The sequence below is a fragment of the Photorhabdus africana genome (assembly GCF_035181445.1).
GTDB lineage: Bacteria > Pseudomonadota > Gammaproteobacteria > Enterobacterales > Enterobacteriaceae > Photorhabdus > Photorhabdus laumondii.
The window spans coordinates 27,000-44,583 of sequence record NZ_JAXBVE010000028.1; the positions used below are offsets into that span (position 1 = coordinate 27,000).

Sequence of the window (17,584 nt, forward strand, 5' to 3'; positions counted from 1 at the left end):
AGCCGGAGGCTTCCGCATTACCTGAAGTTAATGCAATTCCCGCAAATGAGCTGGAGACCCAATCAGACACGGCGCCGGCAAAAGAAGCACCTGCAGCACCTAAATGGGGGCTGTGGGGTTATGACCTTAAAACGTTGTTGCTTGCTGGCGCTGCCGTGATTGCTCTTCTGGCGTATGCGTTTTGGCCTGATGAACCGCCCGCCCGGGCGCTTATTCCTGATTCACCCACACCTGCTCAGCAGGAGGTGAAAACAGGGAAAGACCTCAACTCACCCGGTAAACAGGACAGTGATCTGAATTCAGCCGCTCCTGATGAATTGACAGAGCCGATGCCATCCCAGTCACTGACTGAAGACACTGACCGGGAGCTTATTGGAGCGACAGGTTCCTTCGATAACAAGAAGGTCAGTGAGCTTCAGGAGTACGGCGAAGCCAACCGGCAGGCAATAACACTCCTGAATGACAGGGTAAGGGATAGCGAAAAACGCCTGGCTGATATCGAGGCAAAGTTAAATACCCTCAGTACAAAGCAGGCGTCAGCACCTCAGAAGGGCTCCACCACTACGACCGCTCACCGCGTGAAAAACGTATCAGCAGCCGGCAATAGCGGCCTGAAAGGCTGGCGCATTAACACCGTATATCCGGGTATGGCCTGGATAACCCACAACGGTAGTACATGGTCTGTCCAACCCGGGGATCAGGTAAATGGCCTGACAATCCGCAGCATTGATGCTGAGCGCCGAATCGTCGTAACCAGTAAAGGCGTAATTCGCCAGGGGGATTGATGGACGCTATCCAAATCCTAGTCCACGTAGCTGACAACCTAAAGACCAGCGGCATACGTCTCATTCTGGCGCTGGGGTTATTTTTTGGCGCTTTGGGCTGTCTGGCCACCTTGATATCGGTCGTCAAGCGATCCCGCAGTGGAAAGCCGGCAAACGGCATGAAAGCCCTGGCGTCATTTTGTCTGGGCGGCGCTCTCATCGCCATGCAGCAAATGATGAACAAAGCGGCTCACACGCTGAGTTTCGGAGATGTGTCATTCGATGCCATAGCCTATGCCCCCGAATCTATGGGGCAAGCGAAACTGGCCATCGATGCCGTCTTAACGCTTCTGCGTGTAGTCGGGGTTTTATTTTTTTATATGGGGATTAGACGAGCCAGAAGGTCCTTAGTTGATGGCCATACCGGCTTGTCAGCCCGTGAAGATGTTTCCACCGGAATAGTTATGGGAGTAGTTGGCATCCTGCTGGCGTGTAATCCCGAACTACTTAATGCACTGCAAAAAACACTGGGTTTAACCTGGAATTAATTCAACAACAAAGAGGTAGTAATAATGCGTAATTTCACACTGTTCGTTTCCGTTCGCATCCTGATGGCGCTGTCTTCACTGCGCGCACGATTAGGAGCGGTCCTTACTTTATTGCTTGGGCCGCTAACTTTACCCGCGTATGCAGACGATGATCTTTTCGGCATGTTTGACGGGGTTGCGGAAAGCGCAGATGGCTCAGGAAAAAGTATCCTCAAACTTTCCAAGTTCGGTGGGATTGGGTGCGTGGCAATTGGGGTTTGTCTCTGGGTTGCTAAAAAGAAAAACCCTCAGATTGGTTGGGGATGGGTACTGACCTTCATGGGTGCAGGCTTCGTCATGATTGCCCTCGACCAGTTCATCAAAAAAGGTCAAACGACTATCAAACTGAATCCAGTAGACGTCGGCTAAATCCTGAAATTATCGCTCCGGCCGTGCGCCGGAGCTTCACTCACTAATCCGGAGGAATACCCTTACCCATGAACATCGAAATTTATTATTCAGAAGCCCATGACCGTATTTACGCAGCCGAAAAAGGAACAAAACAAGAGACAGACGTAACAGAGCAAGTAGTCAGAGCCGTCATGGGGCAAATTGGCGGTGTAGGTTATAAAATCCCGGTTCAGAGTCAGGGGAAAATCGTAGCTGAAATAGGGATGTTCCTGCCGGAGCAGCCTGAATGCTAAAACTTCCTGAAAGGTTATACACGATATGCCCCATCGAAATTGAGGCATGTTTAGATGATGAAACAGATAATAAGCCGGATTCCCTGCTTATTAAGCCGCCTGAGAATGTGGCGTTTTGTTCAATCGTCGAACCCATTAGTGAGGGATTTCACTTCTGCGGGATCACGCGCGATGCATACGGTAACGACAACGAAATTTATCTTCTGCCAATAAATCGCCTCTCCGAACAGCTGATGAAGCTACGTTCTTCAACAGCTGATAACGAGCTTATAGAGCTTTTACTTAAGCGCTGCCGGCGATGGCTTCGAATGGATCTGGAATATCTGCGTTTAGCGTTCCCGGTAAAACAGGAAACGTTCAATGTTGGTCAACAAATCTGGGGCCATGATATCGCCGCGCCCTCACCTGTTTTAACGCAACGCGCCCACCAACTATCAGGCGGGAAATGTGCCATCTGCGAGTATTACAGCAGACATCACACTCTCTTTTTCAGAGATGGCAATCCGGATAATCACGATGATGCAAATCTTGGCGTGGTTTGCCCTGTTTGTGCGTGCAGTCGCCGTCTTAACAGTTTGGGGGCAAATGATGGTGTGATGGTTTATCTCCCTGAACTAAAACCTGAAGACCTCAGCCTCTTGTTAAGAACGGTAATCACTGCGCGGAGACATGGAGATTCCCGCCAGAAAAAGGGGGCCGCAGCAGTTCTTCACTGGCTAATCGAACATCGAAAAGAAGCTGAGGCTTTCTGGAGTACGAGCCATCCTGGGGAGTTTGGGCAAGCGCTTATACAGGTCCCCGAGGAGAAAAGAGAAGAGCTACAACAGCGATTAAGACACATCGCTCTTATTCCAAACCCAGACATCTTTAACGATCACATCGAACAACCTGCAGTTCAGCCAACAGCCTGGCAATCTCTGCTAAATGAGTATCGCAGTCATCCCTGACCGCCCACCTGAGAGTAATACCATGAAAAATCCTTTAGTCTCTGCGCTTCAATGCGTTGAAGAGGCGTTGGCCTACGCCTCTCGATATGCACTGGGACATGATTTCACCCGCTACTGTGACTTACGCACGACAATAGGACTGACCGACGATGACAAAAAACGTCGGCCGGAGATGGATGCCCCGTATATCTTCCTAACTGACCAAGGCCATTACGCCAGTGTCTTTGAGGTTGAGGGGACCTACTGCCAGTTTAATGAACAAGAGGCTTTAACAGAGGAAGAAAAGAGAGATACCTCCCTGTTCAGTAATTATATCGACCGCCTCCAGAACCTCCTGAACAGTGAATTCAAGAATGTTGGCCATAAGCTTAGCTTTGTCTTTGAAAAGGACCCTGATAAAGCCGAAGAAGAGTTGCGTAAATTACTGGCTCACCAGTATCGCTCACTCAAACGTATGGGGCTTGATTTAACTGACATACTGGACGAGCGAATTGAAAAAATGGTGCCATTTTTGGCCCGGGAGCGCGCATTTATGGTGGTTTATACCGCACGTGAGGCATTAGCTCCGACTGAAATAAAAGATGAGGAAAAACGCAGAGAAACAATACTTAAAAACACGCCAGGTGCCCGTTATGGTCAAAACCCGGCTTTTCAGGAGCTTGAAGGTTTAAAAATCCGCCACGATACGTTCGTCAGCACTCTGGAAAACCAGTTTGGTAAGGGGGATTTCGGGACGCGTATTCGATTAATGAATGCCCGTGAGCTTGGCTTTCATCTGCGTGAACAAGCAGAGAGAGAAAGTACCTCCTCGACCTGGCGACCTTTTCTGCCCGGAGACATTAAATGGCCTCACGGCTTGCCGAAAGGAGATGATCATTCTTCCCTGCTTGCCCCTCATCTCAATTACCAGCTGTTTAACAGCAAGCCTGAAGTTGAAGGTGATTTCATTCGTCTCGACGGTTTATGGCACTCAACATTAGCCGTATCGCTCGGGCCGCAGCAGCCTGAAACTTTCAGCCAGCTTTTCAGCAAAATGAGTCGTACCCTTCCCTGGCGTATACGAATGGATTTGATGCCTAATGGTCTCAACGTTCTGGGCGGGAAAAAATTGGTGCTTAGCATGGCTGCGCTCCTGCCGCCTATTCGCCCTATCTACAACTCAGTTCAATGGCTTGAAAACGCCGGCAAATCAGAGCCGATATGTGTAATGACTATCTGCGCATCAACCTGGGGGCGCACAAAAGAGATAGCTAAACGAAACAGAACTCTTCTGAAGAAGGGGCTTCAGTCATGGGGTATTTGTGAGGTTACAGATACCTTTGGCGATCCTGTTCGCGCCTGGGTATCAACGATGGTCGGTGCCAATGCGCTGAGTATTCCATCATTAATGTTTCCTCCCCTTTCAGCAGCTCTGGCGCTTCTGCCATTGCAGCGTCCGGCAACACCCTGGGCTGACGATGCAAGCATTATTTTTGGCACTCCTGACGGCAAACCTTTCCCGGTCAAACTTGCGAGTAACCTTCAGACCAAATTTACTGAGATCGTGGCCGGGGAACCGGGAACGGGTAAATCCGTCGCGCTGGGTTCGTTAAGTGAGGCAATACTGTTTTCAGGTCAAAATAGCCTGCCGTTTTTATCTTACATAGATAAAGGGTTCTCGGCGCAAGGGCTGGTCAGGCTGATTCGTGATGCACTTCCATCTCACCGGAAACATGAAGTCGTTGGTCTGATACTGGAAAACAGCCGTGAATATTGCAAAAACCCTTTTGATGTCCAGCTGGGAATGAAATACCCACTGACTCCTGAGAAGGAATATCTGGTCAATATTTGCGAAACACTCTGTGTCAATCCGGAGACAGGTATCCCTCCTAATGCTCAGGATTGTCGCCAGATTCTCAGCAAGGTCATTGATAAAGCCTATGAATTTAATGCTGATAAACAACCGGTATTTTATGCACAGACACTCGAACCGGAAGTAGACGCAGCTCTGGATAAAACGGGGATACGCCACGAGTACGATGAGACGTGGTGGAGTAAAGCCACATGGTACGAAGTTCGCGATTTGCTTTTTAATAAAGGAGAGATTAAAGCTGCGACAAGAGCACATTACCAGGCAATGCCTGAACTGAGCGACCTGCAGCTTTATCTCAATGACGAAGACGTCAAATCCCAGTATGGAGAGATCACGCGTGAAGGTAGTGGTGAAAAACTTCTCTCTTACATTGGTCGCTGCCTGGGTGACGCATTAAGTTCCTACAAAATGCTTGCCGGTCGGACGGTGTTTGAACTTAATCCGGATACCCGTGTTATCGCAATCGACCTTAACAACGTCGTAGGCGGTAAAACTCGAGCCGGGCAAGTTAAAACAGGTCTCATGTATCTCTATGCTGGCCAGCTGGCTGCCGGGCACTTTGAGCTGCCCCAGTACCGCAACGAGCTCATGAGTCATTTGCCTGAGGCATACCGTCCTTTCCATCACGAACGCCTGATACAGCTGGCGCAGGAGGTAAAAACCAAAATCTACGACGAGCTGCATAATGCGAAGGATATCCCCTTCATTATGAACAAGCTGGTTACTCAGGATCTTGAAAACCGAAAATTCTTTATCCGCACCGTTTTAAGCTCTCAATACCTGAACCACTTCCCGCACGAAATTCTGAAGTCTGCGAACAGCCTGTACCTGATGCAGGTCAGTCATGAAGATTTACCTCTCCTGACTGAGCATTTTGGTGTCCCGGCGCATACGGCTCAGGCTTTCCGGTATATCGGCTCTGGTGCATCTCCTGACGGCAGCGGAACCCATTTCCTCGCAGTATTCCGGCTGAAAACAGGGCGTGTGGTACAGATACTCAAAAACACCCTTGGCCCTAAAGAACTTTGGGCGCTGAACTCCACGCCGAAAGATGCCGCGCTACGTGATCAGCTGTACGAAATGCTTGATGGCCGCACCGCTCGCTCAATTCTTGCCGACGCCTTCCCTACGGGTAGCGCGGTTAAATTGATCGAATTACGCCAGAAAGAAGCGAAAGAGACAGATCACGGCAACGTGATTAACAGACTGGCCTGCGAGCTGATCGCCGCCCGCAGCCTGCAAATCTGATTCAGGAAATTCTATGAAGATAAAACTTTTAGCGGCCGTAACAGGCAGCCTGATGTTATCCAGCTTCACGGCATCCGCTTATACGGTCAACGTTAACAGCAGCATACCAATCACGACACAGGTTGTGCCTCAACTCTCAACGGCTAACGCGACGTTGGGCACTATTCTCACCACCAACCAACAAATAGGAGGGGCGATAAGCTCAGGTAATGACAAGATTGCCGCAATGATTCAGCAATCGACCGAGAACATGCAACAGTACGCGACGTATGCCCAACAGATTAAGAATCTGGAGGACGCCAGGCGCAGTTACACCGTTCCTGACTCGATCTGCAGCGAATCATCGTCGGGCCAGGCAACACAAATTTCTCGTCAGGCCGGGGCTAAACAGGCGAGCCTGTCTCGCGGGGGGGGCGTTAACAGTTCCTCAGTCAAAAAAGCCCTTTCATCAAAACCTGATGCGCCAGAAAAGGACCTGTTTGCCACCGCTGACATCCATCGCAACTACTGCACCAAAGAGGACGCTGATGCCTGGGGTGACCTCTGTAACGGCGTATCCGATCTGCCCGGAGGCGATAAACAAATCCGCTCATTACTGGCTGGCGCCGGCCCGGAGGATAAAGCTCCGGAGCTCACATTTAGTCAGGAGCAGACCGACGCTGCCATGATGTACCTGAAAAACTCATCGCGCCGTAGTGTGGGACGAGCGCTGAAAAAAGGTGAAGTCAAAACCGACAGCGGTCGTCAGTACATAGGAATGATGACAGAACACGATTCGATCCAAAGCGCTGCTGAACAGCCTCAGCTGGCCATGGTTGCTGCCAGCCAGCCCAACGAAGCAACTAAAGATGTACTGGCAGAAACCCTGCAAACGCCATCCAGCAAAGCATGGTATGACGCGAACGCCTCTGAAGAGGCAAAGCGCACCGGCATGATGTCTCTGCGTGAATTTGAGTCTTTCGAAGTTAACCGCCGCTATGCCAATACCGATTACCAAACCGACCTGCAGGGAATGGATGGTGATAATCTGGTACGCGAATCCATCCGTGTCCAGAGCCTTCAGAACGCTCTTCTTCTGGGAATTAAACAGCAACTGCATGAGAACGCGATCCTGATCGGGCAACAGCTCAGTTTACAGGGTGCTCAATACTACGAACCACGTCTAGCACAGAAACTGCAACAGGCCGCTGCGGGGGCAACTCGTCAATGAAGAAAATTGGAAAAAAAGCATGGTTCACCGCCAACCTCGTCCTCCCGCTCTGGGAGGCAGGTCGCATGGTTCACGCTGCCCGATACGCAGCAGAGAAAAATGCGGAACGATTTCGCCGCCTAAAACCTGAATCAACCAAAAAAGAAACCGAGACGCTCAGTTTTGATGAGGCCGTAGCCGCCAGCGGCCAGAGCCGTGAGTCGTTGATACGGCGATATCTGCTGGCTAAACGGATCTGGTTAATGATGTTCTTCATGACGGCCGGGGTTTTGATGCTACTCCCGATCGTGACCCTGGCATCTGGGCTCCCTGTGTATGGGGTATTCCTGTTTCGGTTGCTGAGCATGATGTTCATGCTGGCCGCTTTTGCCGGCATGCTGTTCGTAAACGCGATGAAAAATCAGTTTCGAATATGGCAACTGCTTAACAAGGAGTTAGGTCCATTTACCCAGTGGCGAACCTCGCAAGCATGGATTAAAGACGTATTCACCTGGCGTTCCCCTGCCTGATTTCATCTATGCCGTCCTACGGACGCGCATTCTGCTCGTTTTGGAAAAACTCTATGAAAAGACTGCTTCTGTTACTGGCCGCTCTCGTAGCGGTCAGTTTGTCGTTGCCAGCTTTTGCAGACAGTATCAATTACGACACTATTACCGGCGCCGCGACACGCAACTCTGACTTGTCTCGTCAGTTGCTTATCATGGTGTTTGGCGATGTTGTAAATAATCCTCTGCAACCGCAAAACGTCAGCTTTATAGGCCTGTTATATGGCGTCTTTAACGCCATTATCGCTGGCCTGGCATTTATCTGGTTTATAGCGATCACACTGCGTGCCACCGTACTGACCGGCAATCGCGGGAGAGTATTTGGACAGGGGAATACAATGATGGCGCCGGTGTCCTCACTGGCTGGCTTCATGGCCCTGGTACCAACGCCTTCCGGATGGTCCATATCCAATCTGGCATTTTTGTGGATGGCTTCGATTATGGGTGTTGGCAGCGCCAACCTCCTTACTGACAAGGCTGCTGATGCAATCATGGATGGTCAGTCCCTTATAATGCAACCCGTCGCCGGTAATACCATCACTGCTGCCCGCGGAATATTTGATATGTATCTGTGCAAAGCAGCGCTAAACACTGAACAGGCTGAAATGCACCAGGTTGGGAGCAGTAGTACGCCCGCAATGTCTGAGCAGCGCTCCTCCGATGGCCGCGAGATTCGTATTACGAACGGCAGCGCAATATGTGGGAGCGCAGAACTTCCACAAACTAAAGACAGTAACTCATGGTTCTCTTTTAGCGTACCGATAAATTCTGGGCCACTTGAAAATGCACAGATGAGCGCATTTTCGGAGATCAATAACACTCTCTCCAGTAGTGCCGAAAACTTTGTTAGTGCGTGGAAAAGCTACCAGGAGGGCGGTCAATCCAGACTCCCTGATGTGGAAGCGGAAATCCAACAAGCTGCACGTCGCTATGAAGACACCATAACTGCGGCAGCATCGAGCGTGAATAATGAAGGAACGATTCGCAATGAACTTGCAAACTACCTCAAGCAAAGCGGTTGGATCGCTCTCGGTGCCTGGTACCAGTCTTTTGCAACAGCAAATCAGAAAGTAAATTCTATTGCCCACAAAAGTCCTGTAGTAACCGGTCAGTCAAATTTAGGTGAGGTTGGAGTAGGAAAGCTTCATCAAGAAATACGTACTGCCCTGGCCGCACAAAGGAAAAATTCTAGTTACACTCCTCCGCTTGGTTCCGTTAATGCCGCAGGGAATGACAATTTTGAGGATGTACAAACGGCTAATGATGCAATCCTAAAAATAATGCCTAGCTCTCAAAAGTTAACCAGCTGGATTATTAACTCAGTTATGACTGATAAAAACAGTGATAACTCTGAGCAAATTAACCCTATGCTAAAAATGAAAGCAATAGGCGATTACACATTAGTATCTGCCCAACTCACCTTCACCGCCTTTACTGCAGCGAAAGCTGCCGTTGATTGGGCCTCCGCTGATGGGAACGGAATTGCGAAGATAATTAACACTGTTTCTGGTGTTGGTTATATAGCTAAAAGCATAATGAGCTCTGTTTCCCCGGTGGTGTACTTCATTCTCTTCATACTACTAAGCGTCGGGTTTTCTCTTTCGATATTCCTGCCATTCATACCGTTGATATATTGGATCACAGCCTGCACTTCCTGGCTTGGTAGCGTGTTAATCGGTACAACAGCGGGGTCTTTGTGGGCCGCAACCCATATTGGGACGGAAGAGGATAAAGGTAGCCGCGCTAATTATGGCTATATATTCCTCATAGATGCGGCTATTCGTCCATCCCTTATGGTGTTCGGGTTCTTCTTTGCAAGTCTCGTAGTTGTTGCCATAGGTACGCTTCTGAACATGCTAATAACCCCAGCCCTCGCAAACGTACAGGCTGATTCAGTAACCGGTCTGGCAAGTATCATCGGGATTTTGATGATTTATGCTCGCCTGTGTACCACGTTGGTTTCGTCGGCATTTAGCCTTCAGGTTTATTTACCAGATTACGTGATAGCCTGGCTTGGAGGACGGGAAGCAGCTCAAATGATGAAAGGTGCCGTTGAATCAACCCGCAGTATGTTTGCAGGATTTGGCGGTAAAGCTGGACAAGCGCCTGGTCTGAAAAAAATCGACTCGGTTAAACCAGGGGATGATGCTAACGGGTTTAAATAATGCGATTCCCGCCGCAAAAAAGACCTATATTTAGGTCTTTTTTGTGCTACATTTAGATCAGCACCTTCATCTGATACCTGAGGTAAGCATGCCAAACACTATTCATAGCGACACAACCGCAAGTGTCAGCGAACTGAAGAAAAATCCCATGGCCACGGTCAAAGCCGGCGCGGGTTATCCGGTGGCAATAATGAACCACAACCAGCCTGCTTTCTACTGTGTACCTGCTGAACTTTATGAAAAGATGCTGGAATATATCGACGATCAGGAACTCGCTGCGCTGGTTGAAAAGCGGAGCAATCAAACCCTGCATGACGTTGAGCTGGATCAGTATCTATGACCTATAAGATTAAGTTCAGGACTGACGCACTCAAAGAGTGGAATCATCTTGATAAATCTATTCAGCAACAATTTGCTAAAAAGCTAAAGGCATGTGCGGAAAACCCGCATATACCTTCGGCAAAACTGAGAGGAATGCCTGACTGCTACAAAATAAAATTGCGTGCTTCAGGCTTCCGGCTTGTTTATCAGGTTATTAACGATGAATTAATCATTGCTGTCGTTGCAGTTGGAAAACGGGAGCATAGTCAAGTTTACAATCTGGCCAGCAAACGGCTCAGATAGATATCAGGAAGATAAATATGTCTGTGAAACATTATGATACTTACAGCAAAAATTGGCCCGTAGCTGTGGCTGGAGTTTTATCAATTGGCTATCTGCTTGTTGTTTTACCCTTCCATTTCGCTTATGGCTTCTGGCTGTTTTCAATGCTTGGCAACCCGAAATATGGCTTACGCCCACAAGATTATTCGCAGGCAGTATTTATTTGGATTTCATTAGCAATTGCCATTTGCCTGACGTGTTACTGCATATATAAGCAAAGAAAAAATCTCAAAGCTTTCTCCAAGTTCTTCCGCGAATCAGGATTGAATAACCCTTCGCCACAAAATATTGCCATGAATCGTACTGGCTGGGGTTACCTGGGGCTTGATACGCAAAAAGGGACCATTCTCTACATCAGCCACCCGGAGACGTCCATTCTGAACTTCTTTTTCCCACGCGACGTTCGTGTAATGGGGTTTGGAATGTATGACTGGAAATCAGTCGAACTTGAGGGCAACAAGCTGACAATTTATACCGGTAATCCAGAACTTCCAACGGTCTCCATTACTTCCGGTAAAGCAGCAATGCTCTACGAGAAAATCAATGCCATGCGCCATCAACAGTGGAAATACGAGTATGCCGTGCCGGGATGCGTTGAGCATCAGGCTGAGAAAATTGCAGAAGCAAATGGCCTGAACCTGGTACTACCGCCACAGTAACACTCTTCCGCAGCAACATCCTCCGCGCATATCTACTTCGGGGCACCCTATTCAGGGTGCCTCTTCTTTATATCTGAATACTGCAGGGTCCTCTCATGGCACAACCTGTCCGTAAGGACGTCCAGTCCAATAATGACTGGACGATGGCCGCTGTCGGCCTGTTAATCACACTAATGGTAATGGCTTTATTTTTTCGGCAGTTAACCATTGAATGCACCACTACCCTTCTCTACTGGCTCTGGAGCCTGGCTGACTTTCCGCAGTTTCATAGTGCAGCTGCGTGGCGAATCAACCTGCTGGCCACTACGCATAACAATGCCGAGAACGTTTCATGGAGTGAGTTTTTCACTGTCATGGATGCCACGGCAGGTATTTTGCTTATAGCTCTGGTACCACTGGTGATCACCGGCATTGTTGCCGTTCGTCGGCATCAGGCGAGCCGAACCAGCCGTGATATATCCATTAATACGCTGCCACGAATCATGGCGCAGTTCTCCCCTGCCATTCTGCCGGCACTGAGCTATGGGGACAGGAAAACGCAGCTATTAAATGTAGATCCGGCTGAACATCGCAGCGCGATGACGCCAGATGAATTTGTCATCGAGCACAAGCTTGTTGTTAACAACCGGCTGAAGAAAGACCAGGCAGAAAAACTCTTCATCGAGCAACTGGGTACACCGCTGCAGCACGATATAAAAGACTTTGACCTCTTCAACGATCATGAACGCGCAATGTTCGCGATTTTTGGGTTGCAGCACTTCCTTGATAAACGTGGTGAAGCGGAGCAGCTGTTAGATGCACTGAACCGTTCCACTCTTAAGTCAGACCGCAAATACCGCAACAAAATTGGATATCCCAACCTGTCGCTGGCCACTTCAGCATATCGCAAAGTCACTGCGACGCCGGCAGCGCAAAAATGGATTAAGCAATACAACTATGTGCGAACCGCCATCGCCGCACTGCACGACAACGATCTGCATCTACCTATCAGAAGATACCGCTGGCTGAAGGGCCTTGACCGTACGCTCTGGTATGCCCTTGCTTCCACAGGCCGGCCCTGGCCATTCGTCGAAGGTGCTGGCGTGGTCAGCCAGGCGCACTGGGAGAAGCTGGCGTCACGGTATCGGGTCCGATTAACCAAACCGATCATGTCACTGGCCATCGAGGGACTTGAAACAGATTTGAGAAATATAGGCGCTGTCGTAGAAGAACCCGCCCCGACAAAACCGTCTCCTGCCGATGTTGATGACGAAGACGACGATGAAGACGAAGCAGGAAATAACCAGTTAATGAATTCCGCTGCCGACGAACAGCATGTCCATCGGCACGTACATACCTTCCGCCCAAAAATGAGATAACCCCATGTCAGAACAAATCGTAAACCAAACAACTACCGAAATTCATGGACAACACCTCCAGATTCGCCTTAATGGCCATAGCCTGTTTAATCTCTACCGGCCGCTGAATGATCGTTACCAGCTGACACTTGAGCTGGATAATGGACTGCACACTATCTGGCTGCGTCACGCTTACAACGGCGTTGCCAAACTGTTTTCTTCGGAAGATCAAAAGCTCGCTGAAAGTATTATGGACGCTACGGCCAATGCTCTGCAGAGCATGGCCATTAATGCTCCTGATGCTAAAGAACAACGCAAAACTGGCTATCGCTGGTTGATTCCGGTTGCTATGGCGGCGTTTCTCGTTGGCTCATGGACCTCCTGGGTCTGGCATTCATCTTCTTCAGTACAACCACCAGTGCCGGTAATGGCATCCCTACCTCCGGCATTACCCCTTGAATCAACCCCCATCGGATCACCGGCGCCTGTGCTCGTAAAACCGGCACCTGCAGTATCTGTTGGTTCCACTGTGCCAGCTGTATCAACTCCACCGGCAGAGCCTGGTTCGCTTTCAGCTGAGGAGGCAGCTGAAGCCCGTAATCTCCTGGCTACACGTCTGAAGAACGGTGCGGCAAAGCAGGAATTTACTATTCAGCTCTCTTCTGGCCACCCACGAACGCTATACATTTTTTCCGATCCGGAATGCCCAAATTGCAAGATTTTTGAGCCGACCGTGCAGGCTTTCTCCTCGCAGTACAACATTGAAATTTTCCCGGTAACGCTGATAGGTAAAGCCCGGACAGCAGAACAGGTTGTTCCAATGCTGTGCGCGCCTGCAGATAAACGGGCGGATATGTGGCGCGGCCTTTTCGATATTGGCGCCGGCATGCTGAACCCGAATGCGAAAGCTGATACGCCAGCCTCCAGTTGTGAAGCAGGGCAAAACGCCCTGGCCCGTAACGATATGGCTTTTGAACTCTACAAATTGCCTGGCACGCCGACCGTCATAACCGATGACGGGCGTCTGGTTCCATTACAGGCCATGACAAGCGATGCAGCGATGCAGGCTTTCATGAATAACGCGCAATGAGGGATTTAAGATGGATCTAAAAAGTCGCCATGGGCCGTTAGAAAACAGGCTCGTTAGCCGGCAAGTACAGGGGCGTCTGGCAGAACGAATAATGCTTGCACCGTTCTCTGTACAGCTTTTCCTGGCGTGCTCGCTTATTTTTGGTGTAGTATGGCCAGCCACACTTCTGCTGTCCCTGCCATTTAACATCATCCTGCTGGTCGCATTCAGCGATCAGCGTTTTAGATTACCCCTCCGGATACCGATGGATGTAGGTGGCTTCGACATCTCCACTGAAAGAGAAGAAAGCTGGAATATCCCTTTTCTGAAACTCAATCTGCCTAAGATAATCGTGGGGAAAGCGAAAGGAGTCCTCTGTCTTGGTATAGGACGTGGCCGTGACCGCGGCAAAGAGTTGTGGCTTGAAAGCTCTGATGCTCTGAGGCACATGCAGATCATGGCCACAACCGGCGGCGGTAAAACTGAAATTCTCTATTCGCTGTACTTAAATGCGCTTTGCTGGGCGCGGGGATGCTGCATTTCAGACGGTAAGGCACAGATAGATCTCGCCGTGGCAACATGGTCAATGGCCAGACGTTTCGGGCAAGAGGACGACTGGCACGTTCTTAACTTCATCACCGGCAATGACGACCGCTTCAAAAAACTGATGATCGGGGATAAATCCCGCCCTCAGTCCAATAGTACCAACCCGTTCGCCTATGGCAGCCCGACCTTCATTATCCAGCTGATGGAGTCACTGTTGCCTGCAGGAAACGGCAGCGATGAAGGATGGAAGGATAAAGCCCGAGCCATGATGAATGCCCTGATCTACGCTCTGTGTTATAAGCGCGCGCGCGATAACATTATGCTGACTCAGGCCGTCATTCAGTCCTATCTGCCGCTTATAAAATTCGTCGGGCTGTATCGTGAAGCTCTTGAAGAGGGATGGCACGAAGAGGGCTATAAGCCCATGGAAAATTATCTGGCCAACCTGGCCGGCTTTGATATGAAACTCATCAACCGCCCCGGGGAATGGTCCCAGGGCGCGCTTGACCAGCATGGTTATCTCATCCAGCAGTTTACCCGCATGCTCAGCATGTTTAACGATACCTATGGCCACGTCTTTCCCAAGAACGGTGGTGATATCGATATGCAGGATATCCTGCATAACGATCGCACCCTGGTAGTGCTTATTCCGGCGCTGGAGCTTTCTGATAACGAAGCAGCCACCCTGGGTAAGCTTTATATCTCCGACATCAGGATGAATATCGCAAAGGACCTAGGTAACAAAATTGAAGGTTCCCCGGAACACACACTTACGGTGAAGAAATTCGCCAGTAAATTCCCGTTTATGCTTATCTGCGATGAGGTAGGTTACTATTTCGCACCAGGGCTGGAAAAACTTGCGGCCCAGATGCGAAGCCTCAAATACATGCTGGTTATTCTGGCGCAGGACCTGCAGGCGATGATGCGCCACGGGAAAGAGGTTCATTCAGTTAATGCCAACCTCGGTACCAAACAGTTTATGAAAACTGAGGATACCGAAGATACGCTGAAGATGATCCGGGCTGTTGGCGGGACCGGGCAGTACGCTGAGCAGCGCACCATGAGCCGAACCGGCATGGGAGGCTACGAGGACGTGGATCGCGTTGAGTTCAGAGACAGGGATAACATCCAGCTGGATGAGCTCAAGGCACTCAAGGAAGGACAGGGCATCATTGTCTTCGAAGATCGCCAGGTACGTAGCAGTTCTATCTACATTCCTGACAACGAAAAGATTTCAAAGCTGAACGTCAAAATTAACCGTTATGTTCCCTTACGGCGTCCTGACTTCAGTGATTTATGCAATGAAGTACCTGCAGCTGCGCGCCGGCGACCAGTCTCACAGGATCGAGTTTCTAATATTATCGATATCTGTCGCTCGACTTTACCAGGAGCATGGAATGGCCGCCTGAATGCTCGCTTAGCCGATAAGACGCTGATGGCCATAACCAGTGTGGCCACCGACCTCGATAACCGTGACGACCTGAATTTCACGCCAGAACAACGTGGCATTCTCTTATTCGAAACGGCTATTGAAGCCCTAGAGCAAACCGGTGGACGCTATTACTGGCTGAAAGAGCAGGAATCCATCCGTATTTCCAAAAAGCGAATCGAAGAGGCGCACAGGAACAGTGCCGGCATTACGCTTCCTTCCACTTCACAAAGAGAGCCGGTACCGGACCAACCACCTCCGGTCGGCCAACATTTATCCCAACCAATTTCAGAGAGCAACCGCGGTTATGACGACTGGTATCAGAACATTACTCAGCACGATTATAGTGACGATTTTACTAGTACCTCTGACGACATCAGGTACTGAATTACGCATCACCTCGGGGTTCTCTCCCGGGAAGAGTGCGATTAATAACATCCTGACCGCCATTGACAGCGCTCATGAGACCATAGACGTCGCTGCCTACAGTTTTACGAGTAAAGAGATCGCATTAGCGCTTGAGCGTGCCCGGGAGCGCGGTGTCAGGGTGCGAGTCATGGCTGATGCCAAAGATAATGGAGGGCGATACTCTGCCGTGACCTGGTTACAGCACAAAGGGATTTCGGTAAAACTAAACGGCCAGTACTCCATACAGCATAATAAATTCATGGTGGTCGATAGCATCACAACCCAAACAGGTTCATTCAACTACACCTCAAGCGCAGTTAAGCGAAACGCAGAGAACACGATCGTAATCTGGAATGAGCCATCGACAGCTCGCGCTTATCAGCGGGAGTTCGAACGCCTCTGGGAAGAATCCAATTAGCCATAGTCAAAAAAGCCGGAAGGGTGCCCCCCTCCGGCTTTTTTTTCGTCCTGGCAATGCCACAGCTATTTTTGACGATATTTTTGCTTGATACGGAACGCCGGGATAAATAACGAAGTAACCACGCCAGCCATGAAAGTGGTTGTTCCCAGGGCGATCTGGGACAGGATTCCCTCATCCAGTATCTCGTAGATGAACAGCGCCCCTATGCTCAAAAACATTGCGATCAGAGTAAAGCGAACCAGTCCGGCCAGGGGCAGTTCAAGCACACTGGTTTTGACATACCTCTCCCCGTTCTCTCTGCTGGTCTTATCACGGTCCAGCACATCCCTGACAGCTTGCATATCGATCACGGGTTTATGAAAGGTTGAGTCATCCGTGCAACACAGCTGGTTAGCTAGGAGTTCCGATATCGATGGCCATCCTGCTGGCCACTTACCAGGGAACGCTACCCCATAAGCGCGCAAAAGTGGGAGCGCAAAGGCATAGTGAGTGACCTTCTGAGCATAGCGATTATCAAGAACGGCCCATACATCCAGCCCTCCTGCAGTATCCTGAACGTACACAGAGATTCGTTTTGCTTCAGGGTAATCATGAGGATAAACCCGTGCCGGGATGTATTCGATTCCGTGATGGCGGCAGAAATTAACACGATTTTTACCTTCACCCGGGCAGAACAATCCCAGCTGAGGAATGAAGGTAAAAATCGTACTTTTCAGCCCGTAATCAGAAAAAATGTGGCGCCGTATATCGTGCTCATCTTTGTCGCTACAATAGCGATCAGGCCACCAACGCCAGCTGCAGCCGAAGGTATGTAATGTAGGAACCAGCATTTCAGTTGCAGAGCAGGTTTCAAAATCACGCGGAAAAAAAGGAATGATGCTGCAGAAAAATTCCTGCCCGAAATGCGGTCCCCATTCTCCTCCTGTCATGGTGCCATGCAGGTCAAGTGGTATGCCTGACGTACCGCCTCTTGCTGCCATATCGATACGAAACTTCAGGCCAACAAGCTCCCTGGCGGCTTCCCTCACCTGTTCTGGCAAAGACGATAAATCCGCATGTTTTAGCTTCTCATCCATTCAGACACTACCTC

At 49.8% G+C, this 17,584-nt stretch carries 17 protein-coding genes; 16 read left to right on the forward strand and 1 reads right to left on the reverse strand.

The window, feature by feature from the left end:
• The first annotated feature begins 155 nt into the window (after positions 1 to 155).
• The 16 genes from SLS51_RS15740 (at position 156) to SLS51_RS15815 (ending at position 16,491) form a co-directional block, all read left to right on the forward strand.
• Positions 156 to 785: a hypothetical protein gene (locus SLS51_RS15740; protein ID WP_323839621.1), complete on the forward strand. Its 630-nt coding sequence runs from the start codon at positions 156 to 158 to the stop codon at positions 783 to 785.
• Positions 785 to 1,312 carry a conjugal transfer protein TraQ gene (gene traQ / locus SLS51_RS15745; protein ID WP_323839622.1) on the forward strand — a complete coding sequence of 176 codons (528 nt, stop codon included), beginning with the start codon at positions 785 to 787 and terminating at the stop codon, positions 1,310 to 1,312. The genes SLS51_RS15740 and traQ overlap by 1 nt, the downstream gene beginning before the upstream one ends.
• A 24-nt stretch (positions 1,313 to 1,336) precedes the next feature.
• Positions 1,337 to 1,720 carry a DUF6750 family protein gene (locus SLS51_RS15750; RefSeq protein WP_043139501.1) on the forward strand — a complete coding sequence of 128 codons (384 nt, stop codon included), beginning with the start codon at positions 1,337 to 1,339 and terminating at the stop codon, positions 1,718 to 1,720.
• Positions 1,721 to 1,788: 68 nt separating this feature from the next.
• The gene (locus tag SLS51_RS15755; protein WP_323839623.1) at positions 1,789 to 1,995 is read left to right on the forward strand and encodes a hypothetical protein; all 207 of its coding nucleotides are present in this window, start codon (positions 1,789 to 1,791) and stop codon (positions 1,993 to 1,995) included.
• Complete coding sequence (locus tag SLS51_RS15760) at positions 1,989 to 2,942, forward strand: hypothetical protein (protein ID WP_323839624.1); 954 nt, start codon at positions 1,989 to 1,991, stop codon at positions 2,940 to 2,942. Before SLS51_RS15755 ends, SLS51_RS15760 begins: the two co-directional genes overlap by 7 nt.
• Positions 2,943 to 2,964: 22 nt before the next feature.
• Positions 2,965 to 6,042 (forward strand): putative type IV secretion/conjugal transfer ATPase, encoded by a 3,078-nt coding sequence (locus SLS51_RS15765; protein ID WP_323839625.1) that lies wholly within the window; start codon positions 2,965 to 2,967, stop codon positions 6,040 to 6,042.
• Between the two features lie 13 nt (positions 6,043 to 6,055).
• Entirely contained in the window at positions 6,056 to 7,252 is a 1,197-nt protein-coding gene (gene traW / locus SLS51_RS15770; protein ID WP_323839626.1) for a conjugal transfer protein TraW, read from the forward strand.
• Entirely contained in the window at positions 7,249 to 7,761 is a 513-nt protein-coding gene (gene traX, locus SLS51_RS15775; protein ID WP_323839627.1) for a conjugal transfer protein TraX, read from the forward strand. The genes traW and traX overlap by 4 nt, the downstream gene beginning before the upstream one ends.
• 53 nt (positions 7,762 to 7,814) lie before the next feature.
• The gene (locus SLS51_RS15780) at positions 7,815 to 9,962 is read left to right on the forward strand and encodes a DotA/TraY family protein (RefSeq protein WP_323839628.1); all 2,148 of its coding nucleotides are present in this window, start codon (positions 7,815 to 7,817) and stop codon (positions 9,960 to 9,962) included.
• Positions 9,963 to 10,050: 88 nt separating this feature from the next.
• Entirely contained in the window at positions 10,051 to 10,302 is a 252-nt protein-coding gene (locus SLS51_RS15785; protein ID WP_323839629.1) for a type II toxin-antitoxin system Phd/YefM family antitoxin, read from the forward strand.
• The gene (locus SLS51_RS15790; RefSeq protein WP_043139530.1) at positions 10,299 to 10,586 is read left to right on the forward strand and encodes a type II toxin-antitoxin system RelE family toxin; all 288 of its coding nucleotides are present in this window, start codon (positions 10,299 to 10,301) and stop codon (positions 10,584 to 10,586) included. Before SLS51_RS15785 ends, SLS51_RS15790 begins: the two co-directional genes overlap by 4 nt.
• A gap of 17 nt (positions 10,587 to 10,603) precedes the next feature.
• Entirely contained in the window at positions 10,604 to 11,284 is a 681-nt protein-coding gene (gene excA, locus SLS51_RS15795) for a plasmid IncI1-type surface exclusion protein ExcA (protein ID WP_323839630.1), read from the forward strand.
• A 95-nt stretch (positions 11,285 to 11,379) separates the two neighbouring features.
• Positions 11,380 to 12,642, forward strand: a complete 1,263-nt coding sequence (locus SLS51_RS15800; protein WP_323839631.1) for a secretion/conjugation apparatus DotM-related subunit — start codon at positions 11,380 to 11,382, stop codon at positions 12,640 to 12,642.
• 4 nt (positions 12,643 to 12,646) lie between these two features.
• Positions 12,647 to 13,711: a DsbC family protein gene (locus SLS51_RS15805; protein ID WP_323839632.1), complete on the forward strand. Its 1,065-nt coding sequence runs from the start codon at positions 12,647 to 12,649 to the stop codon at positions 13,709 to 13,711.
• A 10-nt stretch (positions 13,712 to 13,721) separates the two neighbouring features.
• Positions 13,722 to 16,052 carry an F-type conjugative transfer protein TrbC gene (gene trbC / locus SLS51_RS15810; protein WP_323839633.1) on the forward strand — a complete coding sequence of 777 codons (2,331 nt, stop codon included), beginning with the start codon at positions 13,722 to 13,724 and terminating at the stop codon, positions 16,050 to 16,052.
• Positions 15,973 to 16,491, forward strand: a complete 519-nt coding sequence (locus SLS51_RS15815) for a phospholipase D family nuclease (RefSeq protein ID WP_323839634.1) — start codon at positions 15,973 to 15,975, stop codon at positions 16,489 to 16,491. Before trbC ends, SLS51_RS15815 begins: the two co-directional genes overlap by 80 nt.
• 65 nt (positions 16,492 to 16,556) lie before the next feature.
• Here SLS51_RS15815 and SLS51_RS15820 read toward each other — a convergent pair whose 3' ends face one another.
• Positions 16,557 to 17,570, reverse strand: a complete 1,014-nt coding sequence (locus SLS51_RS15820) for a hypothetical protein (protein WP_323839635.1) — start codon at positions 17,568 to 17,570, stop codon at positions 16,557 to 16,559.
• Positions 17,571 to 17,584: the final 14 nt, after the last annotated feature.